Here is a 19070-nt window from a genome sequence, read left to right as displayed (position 1 = left end):
AGAGTCGTCTCACAAGTAGTAAAAACCTACTTATGGGACAGCCCCTTTCCACGTCATTGACATTACTCAAACGATTTAATGAAGGAAGCTTATTACAGCTCCAGCTTCCTCGCTTGTTCCTTGATGTAATCGGCGGTTCGCAGAGCCAGTGACATTACGGTATTCGTCGGGTTAGCTCCGCCGGATGTCACGAACATGCTGGCATCGCAGACGAACAAATTGGGAATATCATGGCATTGCCCATACGAATTGACGACAGAAGTCTGCGGATTCGTGCCCATTCGGCAGCCACCCATGAGATGAGCGGTATCCGGCACGACATATTTGACATCGCCGCCTTCCGCTTCCAGAATTGCGCTCATTTTGCCAACGGCATGCTCGATTAGCTTCCGGTCGTTCTCTCCATAGCTGAACGTTACCTTGGCCCGCGGTACTCCATTCTCATCCTTTTCACCGGCAAGCGTTACCCGATTGTCCGGGTTCGGCAGCACCTCTCCTACCATCGTAATTCTTCCGTAGTAATTATAGTCCAGCAGCTCTTCCTTAAGCCGGCTTCCCCAGATTGGGCCTGTCCGAGACTTGCTCAAGCCCTGAGCGAACCCGACGGGTCTGGCGCCATGTGCATGAAGGGTGTAGCCTCGCGCGAACCCCCTGCTTTTGTCTGTCTCATAGAAGTCTTGCGTCGTCGCCAGTACCGGAGTTCCCTTGTACAACCGTATATCGCGATCGAACTTGGCATATACATCTTCACTACTGTGCGGCATTATCGCTTTGCCAACCCAACCACTGCTATTGGCAAGTCCATCCGGATAGCGGTTATTCGCGGAGTGAAGCAGCAGTCTCGGCGTCTCTACCGCGAAAGCGGACAAGATGACTACTTTTGCCTTCTGCGAATAAGTCACGCCTTCATGCACGAACGCTACGCCCGTTACCTTGCCATCGCTTCCCGTTATCACTTGGGTTACCATGCAATCGGCTAGCACCTCCGCTCCTGCAGCGATAGCCTTCGGAATATGCACAATTAACGTGCTGAATTTCGAATTCGGCATGCATCCTTGGTTGCAGAAGCCCCTGTTGATGCATGGCGGACGGCCGTCGAACGGCGCGGATATGATGGCTAGCGGCGGAACAGACGAACGAATCCCCAAATTCTCGCAGCCCTTCATGAATAAATAAGCATTCGGACTCAGCGGATCCCGTTCTGGATACGGATAAGGCCCATGGTAGCTGCCCCAAGGGAAATGCTTCGGACCGGATACCGCAATCTCTTTCTCAATACGCGAGTAATACGGCTCAAGATCCTCATAACGTATGGGCCAGTCTTCTCCAACGCCATCCAGAGTCTTGGTACGGAAGTCAGATTCATGGAATCGAAGAAACACGGCCGTAAAATGCACCGTTCCTCCGCCTACACCGCGACCGGAGTTGTTATGACCCATCGTCAGCGGGTCTTTTCCGTCTACTATGCGGGTGTCCTGCCAGCCCAAGTTTTTCATGGTGAGCTCGTCGCTTGCAAAGTCCTGCTGCGGATCGCGAAACGGCCCGGCCTCCAGTACAACGACACGGAACCCGGCCTCGCTCAATTCCTTAGCAAGCACGCCGCCGGCGGCACCGGCGCCAACGATTACAACGTCCGCCTCATCAGCAAATTTACGCAGTATCATGCTTCTTCCTTCGCCTCCCATGGATCAAGCTGTCCGATATCGCCACGAACATAGCCGCGCGGGTATGCAGGGCCGGCATACCCCATCTCAGACCACACGATAGGATGCGAGCAATACGCCTCGACAGTCAGATTAAGCATCTTCACGAACCATTCGCGTTGAAGATTGCTGGGCCATTTCGAATAATCCGCTCGTCCATCGCTAATTTGCCGAAGCACCTCGGTAAGCTGCTGTGCTTCACATTTGCTCGCTTTTTTCCCCGTAACTTGCAACAGGAACTTGTCTAAATGCTGAATCCCTTCAAGAATAAGCATTTTGCGCTCCGGCACGCCCGTTCTGCGTTCCCCTTCTCCCGTCGTCGTATCCTTTAATGTCTGGTCTACGTGGGCGAGCACATATTGAATTACTTCCTCTCTCTCGTCATCGACGAGCGCGGAACATACCTGTAGCAGCAGCTTATATTCCTCACCATCTAACACGGTGCAGGACTGCGACTTACTTATTCTGCTCGTCACGATGGCTTGGGTATGGGTATCCCATGCCTCGCGTTCATCCAGTACATTGAATGAAGGATACCGAGTTCTTCTCACCATCAATCTCACTCCAGTACAGTCATCTTCAACCATTACGCTCGCCAATACAGCGCTATAATCCCAAGCAGGCTCATCGCGGTAATCATGAGCGGCATGATGACAGGAGGCCCAATTAGAAAGTTATGTGATTGATAACCCCCGACCCGCTTTCCTACACCACGAACATGAAAATAAAAACCGACCAGTCCCGCCAAAGCTCCAACCCACATAAGGATTTGGAAAAAAACACGCAGCCATGCCACGTGAAAGCAGACGAGAATCAACCCGAACACAAAAAACAACGGAGCTGCCAGCACGGGCACCCACATCGCTTTATGGTGAAAATTTTGCCGATAATGAGACATCGTCACTTGTATGCCGATTAAACAAAAGGCTAAACTGACGAATAAAATGAGCATCCGCTCGATTGGCCAACCTTCCCATCCCATCGCGTTCCCTCTTTCGTACGAATCATAATTTTTTTCTTTTGCGATAGCCGCTTATAAAAGTGTTCCAACATATCCCATACTTAAAACATAAGTCATCATTTCTATTAGGAGGTTGCTCTTGCTCATTCACAAGATCGACACGTACCCGTTGTTATATCGAATCCCCCATCCCTACGGAGATGCCAATGGCTTGAAGAAGTTCCGTTCCGCTTACCTGATCAAAATTACGACGAAATCCGGACTTACTGGATGGGGTGAATGTTCGGGATGGCTGCCTGCTCTGGAAGCTGAGTTTGAACACGCCGTCATTCCATTCCTACTTGGCAAGGATGCCCGGGAACGAAATGCCATTATCACTGCATTATCCAAGCAGAAGCATGATAGACCCGCAGCTGCGGTCAGCATGGCGCTGACGGAAATCGTTGCGCACAGCGCGAAATTATCAATTTGCGAGCTTTGGGGTGGCACGGTTAGACGTTCGCTCCCCTTGTACGCATCGCTTCAATCGTATTCAGATGCATCGGATTGGGTAGTCCAATCGCTAAAGGATATGGAGCAGGCGGTTCAAGAGGGGTTTATTAACGTGAAAATAAAAGTGGGCGGGAAATCACTCACTGATGATATTCGCCATGTCCGCGCCGTCCAAGAACAGTACGGGCAGCGTGTACGAATTGCATTGGACGCCAATGGAAGCTATGATGCTGCCACGGCCAGCAGCTGGAACTCCTTGGTCATTCAATACGAAAATTGGCTCTGGTTCGAAGAGCCATTGCCCTTGAACGCATGGGATCAATTCGCGCATTGTCGACTTCGACTGAACATTCCGGTTGCAGGCGGTGAAAATGCCACGACTCCCTCGCTATTCCATCAAGCCATCGTTCAGCAAGCGCTGGATATTGTTCAGCCCGATCCGCTTCATCTTGGCGGTATCGATGCCTATCGCGACGTACTAAAGCTCGCACGCACAGCGACCATTCGCGTATCCCCGCATACCTTCGATGGCGCTTTAGCCCGCTGCTACGCGCTATTCGCTCACGCTTGCTTGCCTGCCTGGAGCAAAATGGACGCCGACGAAGCGGTTGAACCGATAGAGTGGGACGTAATGGACAATCCATTTACGGCCTTGGTTCCGCTTCACATTCATCATGGAACCGTCGATATTCCGAACGGCCCCGGCATCGGGACAGCCATCGATGAAGACATGCTTAGCCATTACCGCTGGGACGGATCGCGTTTCTGGTAAATGAATCTGACCAGCATTTCTTTTGCGCAACGAAAAGAGGCGAAGCTCTGGCTTCGCCCAACAATATTGCAATCGTATTTATAGATCCATTTACGAGAAATATTATCGCTTCAGGCTCCTTGAACCTCGCTGTTTCTTCGGCCATGGGGCCAGCAGCAGCGTTACAGGCAGCAGCAGTAAGCCAACGATGAGCACGGTCCAAATGACGTCATTCTGCATATTTTTCTCATGGGCTATGATAGCATCCAGCGACGAACCTACGACATATCCTCTTTCGATCGTTTCCGGCTTGTCCTTCGGCGCATAGGGCGGCAAGCCTCCATACAAGACGGAATCCGTGCCATTTGGAAATGACATTGGCTTCAGCTGTCCTTCTTCTGCCTGCCCGAGTATGGTAACCTCCTCACCATTTGGAACGCCGGCATAGCTCAGTGCCGACTCATTCGGCGCCACTACCAGTACTCGGTTGTTCTCGACCTCTTCGTTCGGATTGCGGAGCGTCACCTCGTGCAGCGGCACAGTAAGATTGGTCAGGCGGAATACGGACGGCTGAAGTGGGATCCCGTTCACCGACAATCCGTTCACATCACCCACTGTAGTCGTCATTGTTGTCACATAACTGCACTTGCGAGAGTTGCATGACCACCTTCGATCCTCTTTCACGAGCAGCGCATAAGATGAAGCCAAATGTTCATCCAGGGCAGGATTTCGAGAGGTAAGCGTACCTGTTATCGCTACGATGCCTGTCATTTCTGGAGTCACCGTTTCAACAGGGACCGCATTCTGTAATTCCTTTTCCCAGGCGTTAGACTCACTGTACATGATAGCAAAGCCGCCGAAAACGAGCAGATCCGTTAGAAGAAAAAAGATAAACCAACCACTCACACGTCGTGACCTTGTCACTTTTCCTGTTGTACCTTGATGACGCAGCTTCGTCACGTTCTATCACCTTCTCTCAATCATTGCTTGCGCATCCTCATACCTGAATGGTCGATACGAGCAATGGTGGCATTGCAAAAAAAACAGAAATACGCCCTATGCCAATGCGTAAGGACGTTATGTTCTGCTTGAATGCGTATCGGAATCATCGCCTTGCGTATTCCTCCGCACTGGAAGCTCGCAGCCATTAGAGTTGCATTGGCCAGCAGGAACAATCGTGCGTCTTGAAGCGATGTATCGATATAGTTTCCCGCCAATTCCCAGCTTCATGCTGAGCCATATGAACGGACTAATCGGCATTAATATCGGCACCCTCATACAGAGTGCATGCACCGCCTCGATACCGGAAAGAATGCGTCCGCTGCTTGATTCCCGCGCATGCATGCTGTCCACCAGATTGTCCATGGACACTGGAATCCGTTCCATCACATGCTGATCGCGTATCGAGTAAAATCGCAGCACATGCAGCCAATCCCATCGTTCCAATCGTGAGCGTATTCCCGTACAAAGCGGACACCAACTATCATAATACACCTCAAGCATGCGGCGTTTACGTATGCTCATCTGTCCTCACCCGCTTCTTCCTTCAACAATTGTATATCCCTCACATCCCGTTACGAGTAGAACACCGTAAATTGCACGACCGCTTCCTCATCGCCTACATTGGCATACATATGCGTTTCGGTAGCGGAAAATTGAATGGAGTCAAATTGGTGCAGCGTATACGTATCTTCTCCAATGGTCAATTGCACCGTACCCGACATCACCGTAGCAATTTCCACTGTCCATGGGTGATTTGGCTCTGGTTCGTAGACGCAATTGGGCTTTAGCCGTGCACGCAGCATCTCCATCTTCTCGCGCAGATCCGTAAAAACAGGCTCCAATATCCATTGTCCGGATTCACTCTCATAGGTAGGGCCATGACCTGATCGAGAGATGCGCACTGACTTATCCGGCATGAGCAGCGTCATCAGAGGAACAGACAAATGCCGCGATATTTTCCACATCATCCCGATTGTTGGGTTCGTATCTCCACGCTCAATGTTGCCAAGAGTAAGCTTGCTAACCCCTGACAGAGCGGACAATTCCTCAAGACTTAGCTGCTTATCTTTCCTCAGCTTCCGCAAATTCGCGCCTACCGATTGCATCAATTGCTTCGTTTCGTGCTCATTCATCGAATGTTTCCCCCAATTCGAACGAAAAATTTACAATCATTATGCAAATATTTGTTACATTATACTTTACTTTAAAAATAATATAGTATATTATACTTTACTGGATACACAATTGAAAATGATTTTCAAGTAGAGGTAAGGTGAGCATCATGAGAGCCATATTTGTTGGCATTTTAGCATCCATGTTTTTTTCATCCACATTCATTATTAACCGCGCGATGAACCTGTCCGGAACAAGCTGGGCTTGGACCGCATCGCTGCGCTTTCTACTTGCGATTCCCATACTGCTTGCGATTGTCGCATTTCGCAAAAACCTTCCGCCTCTCTTCCGTGAAATGCGTAAGCATCCCTTGCAGTGGCTAACATGGGGTTCCCTGTGTGGAGTCGCGTTCTATTCGCTGCTCAGCTTTGCAGCAGTCTATGCACCGTCTTGGCTCACATCGGGAACATGGCAAATTACGATATTAATTGGCGCGTGCTTGTCGCCACTGTTCTTCGAGACACGCCAGACACCGAATGGCCCGGTAAGAGTACGCCAGTCCATTCCGTTCAAGAGTATGCGCATTTCCGTCATTATACTTATCGGTGTAGTACTCATGCAAGTGTCTGAAGCAAGCAATGTTACCTTATCGGAATTACTTCTGGGCTTCATACCTGTTATTATCGGAGCTACTTTCTATCCGCTTGGCAACCGTAAAATGATGGCGCTCTGCGGCAACAAGCTGGATTCCTTCCAGCGCACACTCGGCATGGCACTTGGCAGTATGCCTATAGCTATCCTGCTTGGCATATACGGAACTATGTCTGTAGGTTTGCCATCCGCCTCTCAGTTCGGACAAGCATTCCTGCTTGCCATCAGTTCTGGCGTAATCGCAAGTCTGCTCTTCTTCTTGGCAACAGACATGGCGAAGCATAATACAGCACTGCTTGCTGGAGTTGAGTCCACACAGGCTGGCATTCTGATCTTCACCGTGCTTGGTGAGGTACTGCTTCTGAACGGTACATTCCCGCAAGGCTGGTCGCTCGTTGGGATGTTCGTCATTATCGCCGGGATGATTGCAACGAGCTTGGCGAACCGTAAAATTGCGCCAGCAAAGCCGAAGCCAGCACCAACACTATCCAAGAGAACAGCCTAATACACAGAAATAGCGAAAGAGCGCCGCATACAGCCTATTAAGTATGCGGCGCTCTTTCTATTATATAAGGTGGAGGCAAAACTAACCATGGTAAGTTATTATTTTCACAAAGTATTTGAAACGAAAGTCATTTCTTGTTATGCGTAATAAGCATTCAGCAGTTCACGTGTTTCTTCTTCCGGCTTAGCTGCAAGACCCTGGTCAGCCCAGCATTGTCTGCACTCTTCTTCTGTCGTGCATCTGTCATTATCGTCACACATATAGCAAAGTTGAAGGAAGTTGCGAGTTACTTGATCCGTTGTGTCAAATGTTTTGAATGTTCTCATCTTTATCACTCCCTGTTCTTTATGGTTACACTATATCATGGAATTGAGTGATAGTATGTGAATTAAATCACAACACTATATAGTCATATATACAAAAGCTGCAGTCCCCTCGAAACCATATGGTTACGGTAGGACTGCAGCTAACTGCTGAAGCTTCTTATATTATTTATTTCGTGTCCTTCATTTCTAATCTGAATTTGGCTACATCGAATAAGTCCGCCGCCGTGACATAATCTGTTGGATTCTTCGTTAAATACTGGATAGCCCATTCAAAGTTCGTAATGCTGCTCTCTTCTAAATTTTTCTCGACCGACTTTAGATCTGCCAGTTCCGTCTTCAGCTTAGCTAACGGCTTCGAGAATTGAGCATCAATCTCTTCTTTATTAGCTTGAGGTGCACTCGCTCCCTCTTCCCCGTTCTTCTGCAGATTGTTCTTCGCAAGCTCCGCTTCGAACTTCTTCATCAGGGCAACATAAGATTGCTGCCACGCCTTGAATTGTTCTTGTTCTCTATCTTCCGCAGCCAACTTGTTCAGTTCAGCTAACATTTGCTTCATATTCGCTCCAAGTGCTTGCGCTTCATCAGCCGCAAGTTTTGCCGCACTATAGTTCTTCTTCGTATATAAAATCTCTGCAGCAGCTTTATATTGTTCAGGAGTGTGTGCGATACTCAGTGCTACATTTACATCTTTCTTCAAGAAATATTGGAATCGTTCACGGAAATCTCCTTCATCGAACACGTTGCGAACACCCCAATGTGTACTTTCGCTCGAGTTCTTCAGAACAGCTAGAACGGATTTCGCCTCATCATCGAAGGCATAAGCACCAGTGTCCATATATAATGCCTTCAAGTGGATGGAAATAGCTGCTAGTGTGTTCGGATCATTTGGCTTACCAGCACCCTTGTAATGCTTTTTCACCGCATTGATCCAATTATTCACTACGGAATCGAACTGCTTATTTGATTTGCGAAGGTTGGCATCTGCCTTCGTATACGCATTTTTCTTCGCGTTGATATTTTTTTGCATAGCAGCCGTTGGAGCACCAAATACGTACACATCAATCGTCTCTCCGAAAATATTCTTTTTCTTTTCAGTTCGGAGATAGTAATGATAGCCCGCATATCCATTCTGAGAGTATCCACTCTTGTCTGGATTCTGTATGATCATGCCCGCTGTGGATGAGTTTGCTAGCGTATGATTGCCTTCTGCGGTGCTCGAACCTATCACGTACAGCGGTGATCGTTGATCAATGTAACCTTGAACATAGTAAAGCTTATCGTTCAATGCCAACTCATATGCAGCTAGCGCCTTTTCGTATGTACTATACATTTGATGATATGGACCGCTAACTTTGTCATACGCGTTACTATATGCATCTTCATTTGGAATCGCCGCAACATGTACCTTGTCCAACTGATTCACGAGCTCCAGCTTCACATTATTCAGCAATGCACCGTAAGACAAAGGTACAGCAACGCCACCTTTCTCGAATAGAACAGCTTCAGGCAGCGGCAGTGCAGCTCCGTCCACCTTCCCCTGCTTGCTGTTGGCTGTGAATACGAAGGTATGCTCTTGATTTTTCAATGTCAATATCTTCGATGTTTTGTTCCAATCCGCTTGGAACCCGAAGATGTCTGTAAATGGCTTCAAGCCGAGATACAGTCCATCCGTAGATGTCTCTACATAGTGCCTGCCTAGGAACTCGCGCTTCCCGTTCCATTCCAGCAGTGAATAATCATACAGCTTCATTGTTCCTACGGTTGAAGAAGCTGCGGCAGCATAAGCTGGCTGTATACTGCTCCCAATTCCCGTTAGAAGCAATGACACAACCAGCAGCCACGTCCATATTCTCTTTCTCACGTTGACCCCTCCATCATATATCACCATAATTCGGCATAATCTACCAACATATTATAACATGGCGAGAATCATAGACGAGTGACTTTTTACCAACATTTTCGTTCCGTGAAGGTAGAAATGACTCCCCTTATCGCTTCGGCAGCAGCTGAACGTATTCATCCGACAGCTTCATAAGAGTGAGAATATAGTCATAGTCCTTGCGGTACGCTTCCTTCATAGGCACGGGCTGCAATGTCTTTAGCGATATCGCTGTACCATCATCGAACCCTTCACCAGGTACGAACATCACTTCATTGTTGAAGAAGGAGCCTGTTGGCAGATAGTAGCGCATACCGACTACATTATTTTCTGTATTCAACATATCGCGACCAAGTGCAAGGAATTGCTTCTCTTGCAGGGATATACCGAGCAGGTTGGCAGCTGTCGGCATAATGTCGATTTGACCGCCCGTCCTTTCGATTATCTTAGACTCAGCTTGCTTCGGCACATGAATGATCAACGGAATATTGAAGCGGCTTACTTCATTCGAATAGGGAACACCGAGTCGATCGGTTATTTCCTTGTCGCTTGCTTCCTTCGGATTCACGCCAAAGTGATCGCCATACACGACAAGCATTGTCTTATCCCATATCCCCTGCTTCTTCAACTCCTCGATAAACTGTCCCAGTGCATAATCGGTATAATTGATTGCCGTCAAATAGTTCCCTAGGTACGAGCCCTCCATATCGGCAGGAAGCGTCAACTTCCGCAGCTTGTCTGGCACAACAAATGGCGCATGACTGGATGTCGTCACGAATTGAGCGTAGAATGGCTGATTTCGCTTCGTCATCTCCCGAATTTGCTCCGCACCGACTCTATACAATTCTTCATCAGAAGCACCAAAATCATTGAAGAAATCGTTCGTGTAGTACGGCTTGTCATAATAATGGTCAAATGCTAGTCCAGGATAGAGCAAATGCCGGTTCCAGAATGTCACATCATTGACGTGAAACGTTGCCGCTTGATAATTCAAGTCATGAAGAAGACGAGGCATACTCGGAAGCTCTCTCTTCCCAAAGCCTGTAGACATCGCTACCGTTCCCGTCGGATATATGGACGTATTGGACAAGAATTCCGCATCCGATGTATTTCCTTGGCCGATTTGCTGATATATATTCGGGAAGTAATAGCTCTCCTTCACGAGCTTATTCAGTACAGGTGTAATCTCTTGTCCTTCCAGCTTGGCCTGGATCGGGAAGTTCTGAAAGGCTTCCAGTTGAACAACAATCACGTTGGCACCGCGGGCCAATCCGAAACCCTCCGGCTGTCCAGACGGATTGTTTTCCTTACGATAAGGATATGCCGCTTGGAGCTCTTGGATTTTCACTTTCGTCTCATCCAAATTCCCATTCGCAATGATCTCATTCTCACGTATGATTTTCAGCGCTGTTGCAGCTTGATAGTTGAGATAGCCAATCTTCTCTGACTTCACCGTCTCATTGCTGATCGATTCTGCCTTGTCTATTACGAACCAGGAATAGCTCATGCAGCCGATCAAAATCAGGGCAGCGGCAGTTCTCCACATCCAACCTGCATACCGTTGTGGCGGGGATGAATCCATCCAAGCTTGCTGCTGCGAATACGTCCTACGGATCAACCAACGAAATGCAACAAATATTCCAGCCACCACGATATCTGCAAAGTACAAAAAGTGTGAGAACTTCACAAGCGGCCCGATACTGCCGCGTATTTGTGGAACCTGTCCCATTTCATCAAATGCAGTAAAGGTTGGTACTGTATTAAAGTGAATATGGTACAGTGTTGCAGCAAACATCAAAATAGAGAAAATGACCTGAAAGATCCAATATAACGTACCTTTGCCGAATCGAGGCAGCACCATCTCGAAGAGACTGACAATAAGAAGTACGGAAATGATATCGGTAAGCAAGCCTGATACGGTAATCGAATCATAGACGAAGTGGCGCAGCAGCGTTAATTTGACTACCAGAAGCAGGGTCAGCAGCGCGCCTTGCGGAAGCTGAACCCGCTTGCGTTCCACCCTGGCCAATGAAATATTGCTCATAATCGTTCATCCTTTGCAATGATGTAGTGTCGTGGTGATGATGTCTCATCGTGCATAATAGCCGATTGGAGCTGCGCATATGTTTGCTTTACGGTATCCAGCACCTTCATATGTCCCATTATATTGCTCAATAGGGTGATGACTGCACACGCCGCTACAATGCCAGTAAGCACACGGCGAGCCTGTCCTCGCAGACGATGAATGAACCACGCCATTAACAAGAATAAGGCAAAGAGATAATGCCCCGCATATAGGTACATATCATATTCAAATGTTCGTAGACCGAAGCCGACGACAAGGTGAAGCAAAATGGCAAACAGCGGATACACGTTCAAGGACCACACTTCAGCCGAACGATACCCTTTCCCAATTGCCATCAAACTCAAGACGATGACAACTGCACCGACAAGATGACCGTACCATGGGAATGGATAAGCTAAATTTGTGACAAACGCCATAATCGAGTCGCTCATTAAAACAAGGTTCGGCGTAATAATCGGACTCTCGATCATGGAATAGACTGCCTTCCAATGATGCTGGAACGAGAATGGAGAGACATAGCTCATGCCCCCAGCTTCAATGTTGTGCTGCCAGGAGGATACCCACGTATTGCCGGTAAATAAGACATGCTGGAGCACCGTCAACAGCGCAACCATCACGGCAAATATCCCCGCAACCTTCACCCATTTCACAATAAACTGCTTGCCTTGTCCCAGTGAGCAGAAGAATAGGACACCAGCCGCTGTAGCAACATTCGTAATGGTAATCCCAAAGTTCAATACAAGCAGCAGCGCGACCGGTATAAGGGAAAATCGGTTATTCTGTCTGCAATACTGAGCATACAGTACCGTCAGAAGAATCCCGAATACCGCATATGGATAGGAGTCAGGAATAAGGGCAGTGAAAATACTGTACGAACTCGCCCCGAAGAATGCAGCAGTACTAATAGACAACCAATTACAGCACAGATTGCGGCGCAAGTAATAATACAGAATGACAACACAGAGCGCATTCATCATACTTTGAACTCCAACAAAGAGCGCATTGCCAATTGTTGCTTTGGCGAGTGCCTTCAAGGGTGTCGCAACAAAATTGAGCAGTGGATGAATGAAAGAAGACTGCGGCGCATAATAAAGCGACGGGTCAAAATTAAAGAGATTCAAGGTAAAGGGCGCGTCGTTAAATGGACTGCGCGGTAACAGTATGTCCTTATACTCTTCCATATAAGTTAAATAAGGAATATTCAATAGAATATAGAGCAGTGAAAAAATAACAAAAAGAATAAGCGCGGTGCGATTATCCTTCTTGTCAGCAAACACAGACTTCCAAAACTTCATGATGATATATCCTCCGTTACTACAAAATGACTAGAAATCATGATTAGGCGGGTATTCGTATGAGTACCAACTCGATCCCGACCTCATAGAATATTTCGCCTCCCTACCGATTTCCTCCTATGTACAACTAAGCTCGCTATTGAACTAGAATAACCAATCCTAACCCGATGACACCAATTCCCGCTACCTTATGCCAACCTACCGATTCCTTGAACCACCATTTAGCCAAACAGAGTGTCCACACATAAGTTAGCGCATTCGCTGGAAGAACAAGTGTATACGGCAAAAACCGCAGTAAATAGATATTGAGAAGCGCCCCTATCCCATACAGCATAAATCCGGTAAGCAGAATCCACTTGCGGTGGCGTATGGAGTACCATTTAAAGCACGCGCTTCCTAAAGAGCCGAACCATGTCATGAAGATAAGCAGCACCCACAACCATTCATTTCTCATAGCTGATCAACCCCACGCCAAGCATTAACAGCAGCACGGCAATTCCCTTTTGCAAGGTAATGGCTTCGTTCAAAAATAATCCTCCATAAATCAAAGCAAATATATAGCTGGTGGACATCAGTGGATACGCAACGGACAACTTCTCCATGGAAAGCGACTTGATCATGAGAAGCGCCCCCACGCCGTAAAAAACGAATCCGACTCCGACATATAAAATGTGGTGCACGCCCCACTTCCAAAAAAGTTGTCCTGTTGCCGTGCAGAAGGCGGAGAAGATCATAAGCAGCTTCCCCAAGTGTCGGGATGTTATCTGTTCCATCTACGTTCCTCCAATCCGTGAGCAGCCTCGGAAGCACGATTGACAACATAGCGGTGCTTCACCAATTGCAGCATAGGCAGGTCGCTCAAGCAATCCGAATACGCACAGGATGATTCATAGTCAATCGTGAACCGCTGTTCGCTCGCATATTGGCGAATACGAACAACCTTCTCATTCGCCTTGCAATTTACCCCGACAATGCGAGATGTATATCGATCGTTGCTCTTCTCCAGTTGGGTTCCAATGACCTCATGCACACAGCCCAGCTTCTTGAAGTATTTCATATAAGCATGCGGAGACGCAGACACTAGAAGTACATGGTATCCTTCCGTATACTTGCGGCGAATTTCCTCAACTGCCTCTTCATACACATCGTTGGCGAGAATCTTGTCATAGAAGGCCTCAAGATCTGCTTCGTCCATATAATTAATTGCACAGAAAAAGGCTTCCTTTGCCTTATCGGCAGGAATTCTCCCCGTCTTGTACAGCAGCAAATTCCATAACACCGAGGTCAAATGAACAGCAGCCCGCGGTCTGGTTGCGATGCCGTACTTCAAGAACAGCAGCATCGAATCGTGCTTCGTAATCGTTTTGTCAATATCAAATAAAGCTAGTTTAGTACGTGTCAAACCGTCCGTTCATCCCCTATCCAATTATTCAAAAATAAGCAGTATAGACAACACACTCGCGATATACAGCACTACCGTCACAAGAATATGCTTGTCCTCTACCAGCAGGCGATCCGGTGCTCCACCCTTGTTCTCGATGTGAATCAAGTACAAATAGCGGAAGATGCCGTAAATGACAAATGGGATCGTCCACATGAGATAAATCGTTCGGCCAGCTGTTAACGTGAATAGCGAGTAGCTAATAATCGTAGCCGTCGCAACGATGCTCGTTAGTTGGTCAAGCAGTGTGAACGAATACTTGTCCAACACCTTGCGATGGGCATCCTTCTGCTTGTCAAGCAAGAACAGCTCGTGCCGCCGCTTGCCAATTGCAAGGAATAGGGACAGCAGCATCGTACACAGCAAAAACCATGGCGTCAGATGCACGTTAATGGCCAATCCTCCTGCGATTGCTCGAAGCACGAAGCCTGAGGCGATCACCATAATGTCCATAATGACCACATGCTTCAGCTTAAGGGAATACGACACATTCATGGCAAAATAGACAGCTAACAAGAGCATCAAGAGCGGGTTAATCTTATACGATACCACCAATGAGCAAACGAGCAATATCCCCCCAAATACCAAAGCGCCTGTTGGATTCAATGCACCGGACGCCATAGGACGAAACTTCTTGACCGGGTGATTGCGGTCTGCTTCCCGATCCACATAATCATTCAATATATACACGCATCCTGATACGAAGCTGAATAGAAAGAAAGTCGTCAGGGTATTCACGATTGCCGACACGTTAATGGCTTTTAAGGAAAAGATAAGCGCTGCAAATACGAGCAAATTTTTCGTCCACTGCTTCGGTCTCAGCTGCTTGAACAGCAATCGAATAACCGAGCTTTGACTCACTTCCTGGTATGCCTCTGATCGATCAGCGGTATGACTTGCTTGCAACTTCATCACTTGCACCTCCTAGCTGTAGTAGCAATATTTACATCTTTACATACCGACCTATTATAATACAGAACCTATCGAATGAATATGGTTATTATGGATCACGAGGATATGATTACTAGTGAGTATTAGTGCTAGATTCCACTCCTGCATCATAAAAAAGCGCCCCAAAGAATTGGGACGCTTCATTCTATTTTGCCTGTTTCCAGTTGCTTTGAGACTACGATATAAGAAGGAGCAGAGCCATACTAAATTTGTGTGCTCTTCTTAAAGATGGCGATCTCGGCTTTAAGCTCCCGGACAGCTTCATTTACATTCGCACGCGTGTATCCTTCTGACTTCAGATGTCTCATGACCTCAATCGTTTTTTCTCCCAATTGCCATTTGGCCTGAATGAATTCACTACCTGTTTGCTGAAGCAACCACGATACCTCCTCATACAGCTGCTGAAGTTCAGTAGTATCTACGATCCCGCTGTCCCCTACTTGTACCGTAGAACGGAAGGTTTCTGACTTGCCATTGTAGTTCATTGTAACGTTAACCGCTGCCGTACCTGGTTTTACCCCCTTCATGGTCACGCTGTTACTGGATTCACTGATTTTCTCAACCGCATCACCGATGACTTCCCAATGATAGATAGCATCTTCTGTAGGTACAGCATATCCATTGGCATACTGGCTCAGCAATCTAATCGTTCTTTCCTGTGCTGGAGTAGAAAAGAATTGATAGGTTCCCTGCCAGCCAACCTTCTCTCCCTGTTCCAATACAACTGATTTGTTAAAGACTTGCAGGAAGTAGGATTTCCCATACTTCTGAGTAAAGACAATCGGTTGATCATCAGCCAGATATTGCAATTTACCAAGTCCGTAATTGCGATTCAGCGTCACGAGCAGCTGATGCTGGCTCCCATCCTGTACTGCTGAACTCAGCCAATACTTATCTACGTCTGGATGCTGGGCTTTCGTTCCCGAATCACTATACACACCCGAGCCGCTTCTGCCTACTTCCGTCTCCCCTGCATAGTAGCGTACTTCTTGATTCCATGCTCCGTTGACGGACTGCAATCCATAATAACGATATAACGTAATCTCTTCCAGAGGCATAATTTCCGTATGAACTTGTACTTTGCCGCCTTCGATTTCATACGTAACCGTCTCCTGCAAGATTTCACGACCACGTCCGTCCTGCTCCTTCGTATTGAAGCCCTGAATTCGATTCACAACCTCAATTTTCACCTTGGTCCCGGCGATTGCTGTCCCATCTTGAAGCTGTTTCCCGTCCACCCACACATTATATTTAACGGTTCTTCCTGTCGTAGAACTGTTCTCGCCGCCATCATAATTATGATTGCCACCCGTGAAATCCTGACCTTTGCCGTTGCCATTATCATTGGCACCAACGATATAAGGGCCAATCCAATCCGATATATCAGGCCACAACATAGTCGATGGGCGCGTCAAGTCGGGATCGGCATCCTTGTCCACATTCGGACTAAGCCTCCATTCTTTCATCCCGTAGAGCTTATTCGCACCAGCATGATCGAACACAATCCACATATCATTGCAGTCATTGTACTTGTGAGCAATCTTCAAGTTGCTGCCGGTTTTCATGACATATTGCGTTCCACCCTGCAATGGATCGTGAAGTACTGGATTTTGGAAGCCATGGTTGATAGATAGTGGTGTTTCATTCCCCATTATCTGATTATAGGCCCAAGGAGCAACCTCAATTACGACAGACTCCACTTCTACCGGACCTACTTGTGCGCGAATCACGACAGTTCCAGGCTTGATAGCCTGCAGCTTGCCATCTGAGGTCACTTCAACAATGCTTGAGTCCGAGCTCGCGAAGACCGCATGTACTTTCTTTTGTTGGGCATCATTTTTGTCGATTACAATAGGTGTCCACAACGCCCCAACATCCATGGTTTCCAGCTTAGAAGGAAGCATGATCCGATATTCCGGAGCAGTACGGTTCGCTTCATATTTTAATAGCTTCAGATCATCAAGGTAAAACGTGGCGTCCTCCGATTGCCTGTTGCGCATAAGGGCAAAGCGAATGATATTTTCCGTATTGATTCCTGCCTGCTTCAGCTCCTGAATCGACTTCGTAATAATGGTCCATTGACCAGGCGGGAACATGATGTTTCTGGCATAGGTCTTGCCCCAATCATATTCATACATATAGACCTCGCGAATCTCCTGTGGCTTGGAAGAAGCATTGTATACCGCATAGCTAACAGCATCATACTCGCTCCAATCCTTGAGTGCATAGGCTGGATAGGATTCTTCTGGAAGCTCCTTCTCGAACCCGTCATAATCGGAGTCGATATACGCCGCGATCCAGCTATGTGGATACGCCTTGAAATCAATCTTCAGCGACTTCTCTCCTTGCAGCACGTATGTAGCATCTGTAACCGTTGTCCGCTTGACATGGTCACCGTTATTCGTTCCAGATTTAATATCGCTTTCAAAATCTACGAGCGAACGAGATTCTGTTACTGTCGACTCACCAGAATTCTCTAGCATAATATCGCGATAAATCGTCTGCTTATCATGGATGTTGACGCCAATAGATTTGCTGGATAATCCTTGTTTCTCTACGACAAAGGAATTCTCTGTTGCATACAGACCGTTCATCGCGAACTGACCATCTGTATCAGTGGTGACAGCATTCCCTGCCTTATCCGTTAACGTTGCTCCTGCGATACCATTGCCCTGACGATCAACTACTCTGCCTGCAAAATTCCCTTGCGGAGGAATAAACTTGCCCGTGGCAAACCTGTATAGATCCGTATACATCTGCTTCGCCTCCGGTACCTCAGAATGATAGAGATCATAGATTGCGTACACGTCTTGATAATACGCAAGAAGAGACTGATTCATAAACTGCTTCTTCACACCTGTAATTAAATAGTTGTAAAATGCTTGACGATACCGCGGAGCGTCCACAATACGCTGATCAAGCTCTACTTTGACTCCCGCTTCATTGGCATAAGCCAAGTCCGCTATCTCTTCCACCCGCTCAATTGTGGTGCTGTCGTCGCCATAATGGTTCGGCTGAAGGGCTGAGAAGTCAAAGCCTAGCCGGTTCCCATTCGCCTTCTCCCCTGCACCATACCACGGAAGCCAGCCCAGACGCATGCCGTGCTGCTGCTGCAAATACTGGGATGCGAATGCCGTACTCTCCTGCTCCCCAGGTACAGTTGTATCGAGATCCTCTTGGAGCCAATAGAAGCCGCTCAGCTTCAAATGCTTATACTGCTGTTGCTCGAAACGAGCGGTTAACGTGTCGATGTACCAGCGGATTAACTCTTTGCGCGTGTTCAAGTTTTCTAGATTTTTCACTGTGCCATCGCCATTGAAATCCCCAAAGTTCTTGCTCTGTGGATCTGGGAAAGGCAATGTAACGTACACGTTTACCTTTTTATTTGGTTCATGCAAATCCTTCCCCACCTGTTCAACTGCTGCATCCAAGCCATCAAGCTGCAACCCCTTCTCGAACAAGCGATCTATCGACCATTTCCAATCCTGCCAAGTTCCTGGATTGCTTCCTGCCGCCCATGGGTAATAGCGAGTGAGACTGCCCTTGTAGGGGGATGTCTTCGTGAGCAGGAGGAATGTATCGAAGAACGCATCCTCTGCAATTCCATCTTGATTCAAGTATCCTACATAAGGGAGAAAATGATCCTTCCCGTACTCCCCTCTCTTCGTGCCATTCGTATTCTCTCGGTTATCATATCCGGTGTTCATAATCACAATATTCGAAGCGCCATTGGATTTTTCACTGTTTTTGGGCAAATAATCTGCAGACACTATTGTTGAGAAAAACGATGTCATGATCACAGAAGCAAGCATGAAGGAAGCAGTCAGCAGGCTTATGCTTTTCTTTACTTTCACAAATTCACTCTCCTTTAATCTTTGCAATAAAGCGTTTACATAAAATTGATAGCAAAACGC

The 19070-nt window shown here is 47.4% G+C and carries 17 protein-coding genes; 2 read left to right on the top strand and 15 right to left on the bottom strand.

Annotated features, from left to right (window positions below):
• Window positions 1-92: 92 nt before the first annotated feature.
• From PBN151_RS07570 to PBN151_RS07560, 3 genes are read right to left on the bottom strand one after another with little or no spacing between them, the layout of a single operon-like run.
• Window positions 93-1664, bottom strand: a complete 1572-nt coding sequence (locus tag PBN151_RS07570) for a GMC family oxidoreductase (RefSeq protein ID WP_072728466.1) — start codon at window positions 1662-1664, stop codon at window positions 93-95.
• The gene (locus PBN151_RS07565) at window positions 1661-2257 is read right to left on the bottom strand and encodes a gluconate 2-dehydrogenase subunit 3 family protein (protein WP_072728465.1); all 597 of its coding nucleotides are present in this window, start codon (window positions 2255-2257) and stop codon (window positions 1661-1663) included. The genes PBN151_RS07570 and PBN151_RS07565 overlap by 4 nt, the downstream gene beginning before the upstream one ends.
• Window positions 2258-2289: 32 nt before the next feature.
• Window positions 2290-2685: a hypothetical protein gene (locus PBN151_RS07560; protein WP_044355921.1), complete on the bottom strand. Its 396-nt coding sequence runs from the start codon at window positions 2683-2685 to the stop codon at window positions 2290-2292.
• A gap of 118 nt (window positions 2686-2803) precedes the next feature.
• On the opposite strand from PBN151_RS07560, the gene PBN151_RS07555 reads away from it, so the two are divergent.
• Window positions 2804-3928 (top strand): mandelate racemase/muconate lactonizing enzyme family protein, encoded by a 1125-nt coding sequence (locus tag PBN151_RS07555; RefSeq protein ID WP_072728464.1) that lies wholly within the window; start codon window positions 2804-2806, stop codon window positions 3926-3928.
• 102 nt (window positions 3929-4030) lie between these two features.
• Here the strand turns inward: PBN151_RS07555 and PBN151_RS07550 are convergent, their stop codons facing one another.
• From PBN151_RS07550 to PBN151_RS07540, 3 genes are all read right to left on the bottom strand, one after another.
• Window positions 4031-4867 carry a hypothetical protein gene (locus tag PBN151_RS07550; protein WP_072728463.1) on the bottom strand — a complete coding sequence of 279 codons (837 nt, stop codon included), beginning with the start codon at window positions 4865-4867 and terminating at the stop codon, window positions 4031-4033.
• Between the two features lie 117 nt (window positions 4868-4984).
• Complete coding sequence (locus PBN151_RS07545; RefSeq protein WP_072728462.1) at window positions 4985-5431, bottom strand: thiol-disulfide oxidoreductase DCC family protein; 447 nt, start codon at window positions 5429-5431, stop codon at window positions 4985-4987.
• 50 nt (window positions 5432-5481) lie between these two features.
• Window positions 5482-6042 (bottom strand): helix-turn-helix domain-containing protein, encoded by a 561-nt coding sequence (locus PBN151_RS07540; protein WP_021253831.1) that lies wholly within the window; start codon window positions 6040-6042, stop codon window positions 5482-5484.
• 149 nt (window positions 6043-6191) lie between these two features.
• Between PBN151_RS07540 and PBN151_RS07535 the strand changes: the two genes are divergently transcribed.
• Window positions 6192-7178, top strand: coding sequence for a DMT family transporter (locus PBN151_RS07535; RefSeq protein WP_072728461.1), 987 nt, complete (start codon window positions 6192-6194; stop codon window positions 7176-7178).
• Window positions 7179-7315: 137 nt separating this feature from the next.
• Here PBN151_RS07535 and PBN151_RS07530 read toward each other — a convergent pair whose 3' ends face one another.
• From PBN151_RS07530 to PBN151_RS30355, 9 genes are all read right to left on the bottom strand, one after another.
• Window positions 7316-7504: a hypothetical protein gene (locus PBN151_RS07530; RefSeq protein WP_065292076.1), complete on the bottom strand. Its 189-nt coding sequence runs from the start codon at window positions 7502-7504 to the stop codon at window positions 7316-7318.
• Window positions 7505-7670: 166 nt separating this feature from the next.
• Window positions 7671-9365, bottom strand: coding sequence for a stalk domain-containing protein (locus tag PBN151_RS07525; protein ID WP_072728460.1), 1695 nt, complete (start codon window positions 9363-9365; stop codon window positions 7671-7673).
• 127 nt (window positions 9366-9492) lie between these two features.
• Window positions 9493-11427: an LTA synthase family protein gene (locus PBN151_RS07520; RefSeq protein ID WP_072728459.1), complete on the bottom strand. Its 1935-nt coding sequence runs from the start codon at window positions 11425-11427 to the stop codon at window positions 9493-9495.
• A complete protein-coding gene (locus tag PBN151_RS07515) occupies window positions 11424-12764 on the bottom strand; it encodes a DUF6080 domain-containing protein (protein WP_072728458.1) in 1341 nt (446 codons plus the stop codon). Before PBN151_RS07515 ends, PBN151_RS07520 begins: the two co-directional genes overlap by 4 nt.
• Window positions 12765-12900: 136 nt before the next feature.
• Window positions 12901-13218 (bottom strand): EamA family transporter, encoded by a 318-nt coding sequence (locus PBN151_RS07510; RefSeq protein ID WP_072728457.1) that lies wholly within the window; start codon window positions 13216-13218, stop codon window positions 12901-12903.
• The gene (locus PBN151_RS07505; RefSeq protein ID WP_072728456.1) at window positions 13208-13537 is read right to left on the bottom strand and encodes an EamA family transporter; all 330 of its coding nucleotides are present in this window, start codon (window positions 13535-13537) and stop codon (window positions 13208-13210) included. The genes PBN151_RS07510 and PBN151_RS07505 overlap by 11 nt, the downstream gene beginning before the upstream one ends.
• On the bottom strand, window positions 13525-14166 hold the full coding sequence (locus PBN151_RS07500) for an HAD family hydrolase (RefSeq protein ID WP_072728455.1): 642 nt from the start codon (window positions 14164-14166) through the stop codon (window positions 13525-13527). Before PBN151_RS07500 ends, PBN151_RS07505 begins: the two co-directional genes overlap by 13 nt.
• A gap of 24 nt (window positions 14167-14190) precedes the next feature.
• Window positions 14191-15117, bottom strand: coding sequence for a decaprenyl-phosphate phosphoribosyltransferase (locus PBN151_RS07495; RefSeq protein ID WP_072728454.1), 927 nt, complete (start codon window positions 15115-15117; stop codon window positions 14191-14193).
• A gap of 242 nt (window positions 15118-15359) precedes the next feature.
• Window positions 15360-19010 (bottom strand): DUF4855 domain-containing protein, encoded by a 3651-nt coding sequence (locus tag PBN151_RS30355; RefSeq protein ID WP_083545026.1) that lies wholly within the window; start codon window positions 19008-19010, stop codon window positions 15360-15362.
• Window positions 19011-19070 lie beyond the last annotated feature (60 nt).

The organism is Paenibacillus sp. NAIST15-1 (assembly GCF_001894745.1).
Taxonomy (GTDB): domain Bacteria; phylum Bacillota; class Bacilli; order Paenibacillales; family Paenibacillaceae; genus Paenibacillus_B; species Paenibacillus_B suaedae.
This window is presented reverse-complemented; position numbering and strand designations above follow the sequence as displayed.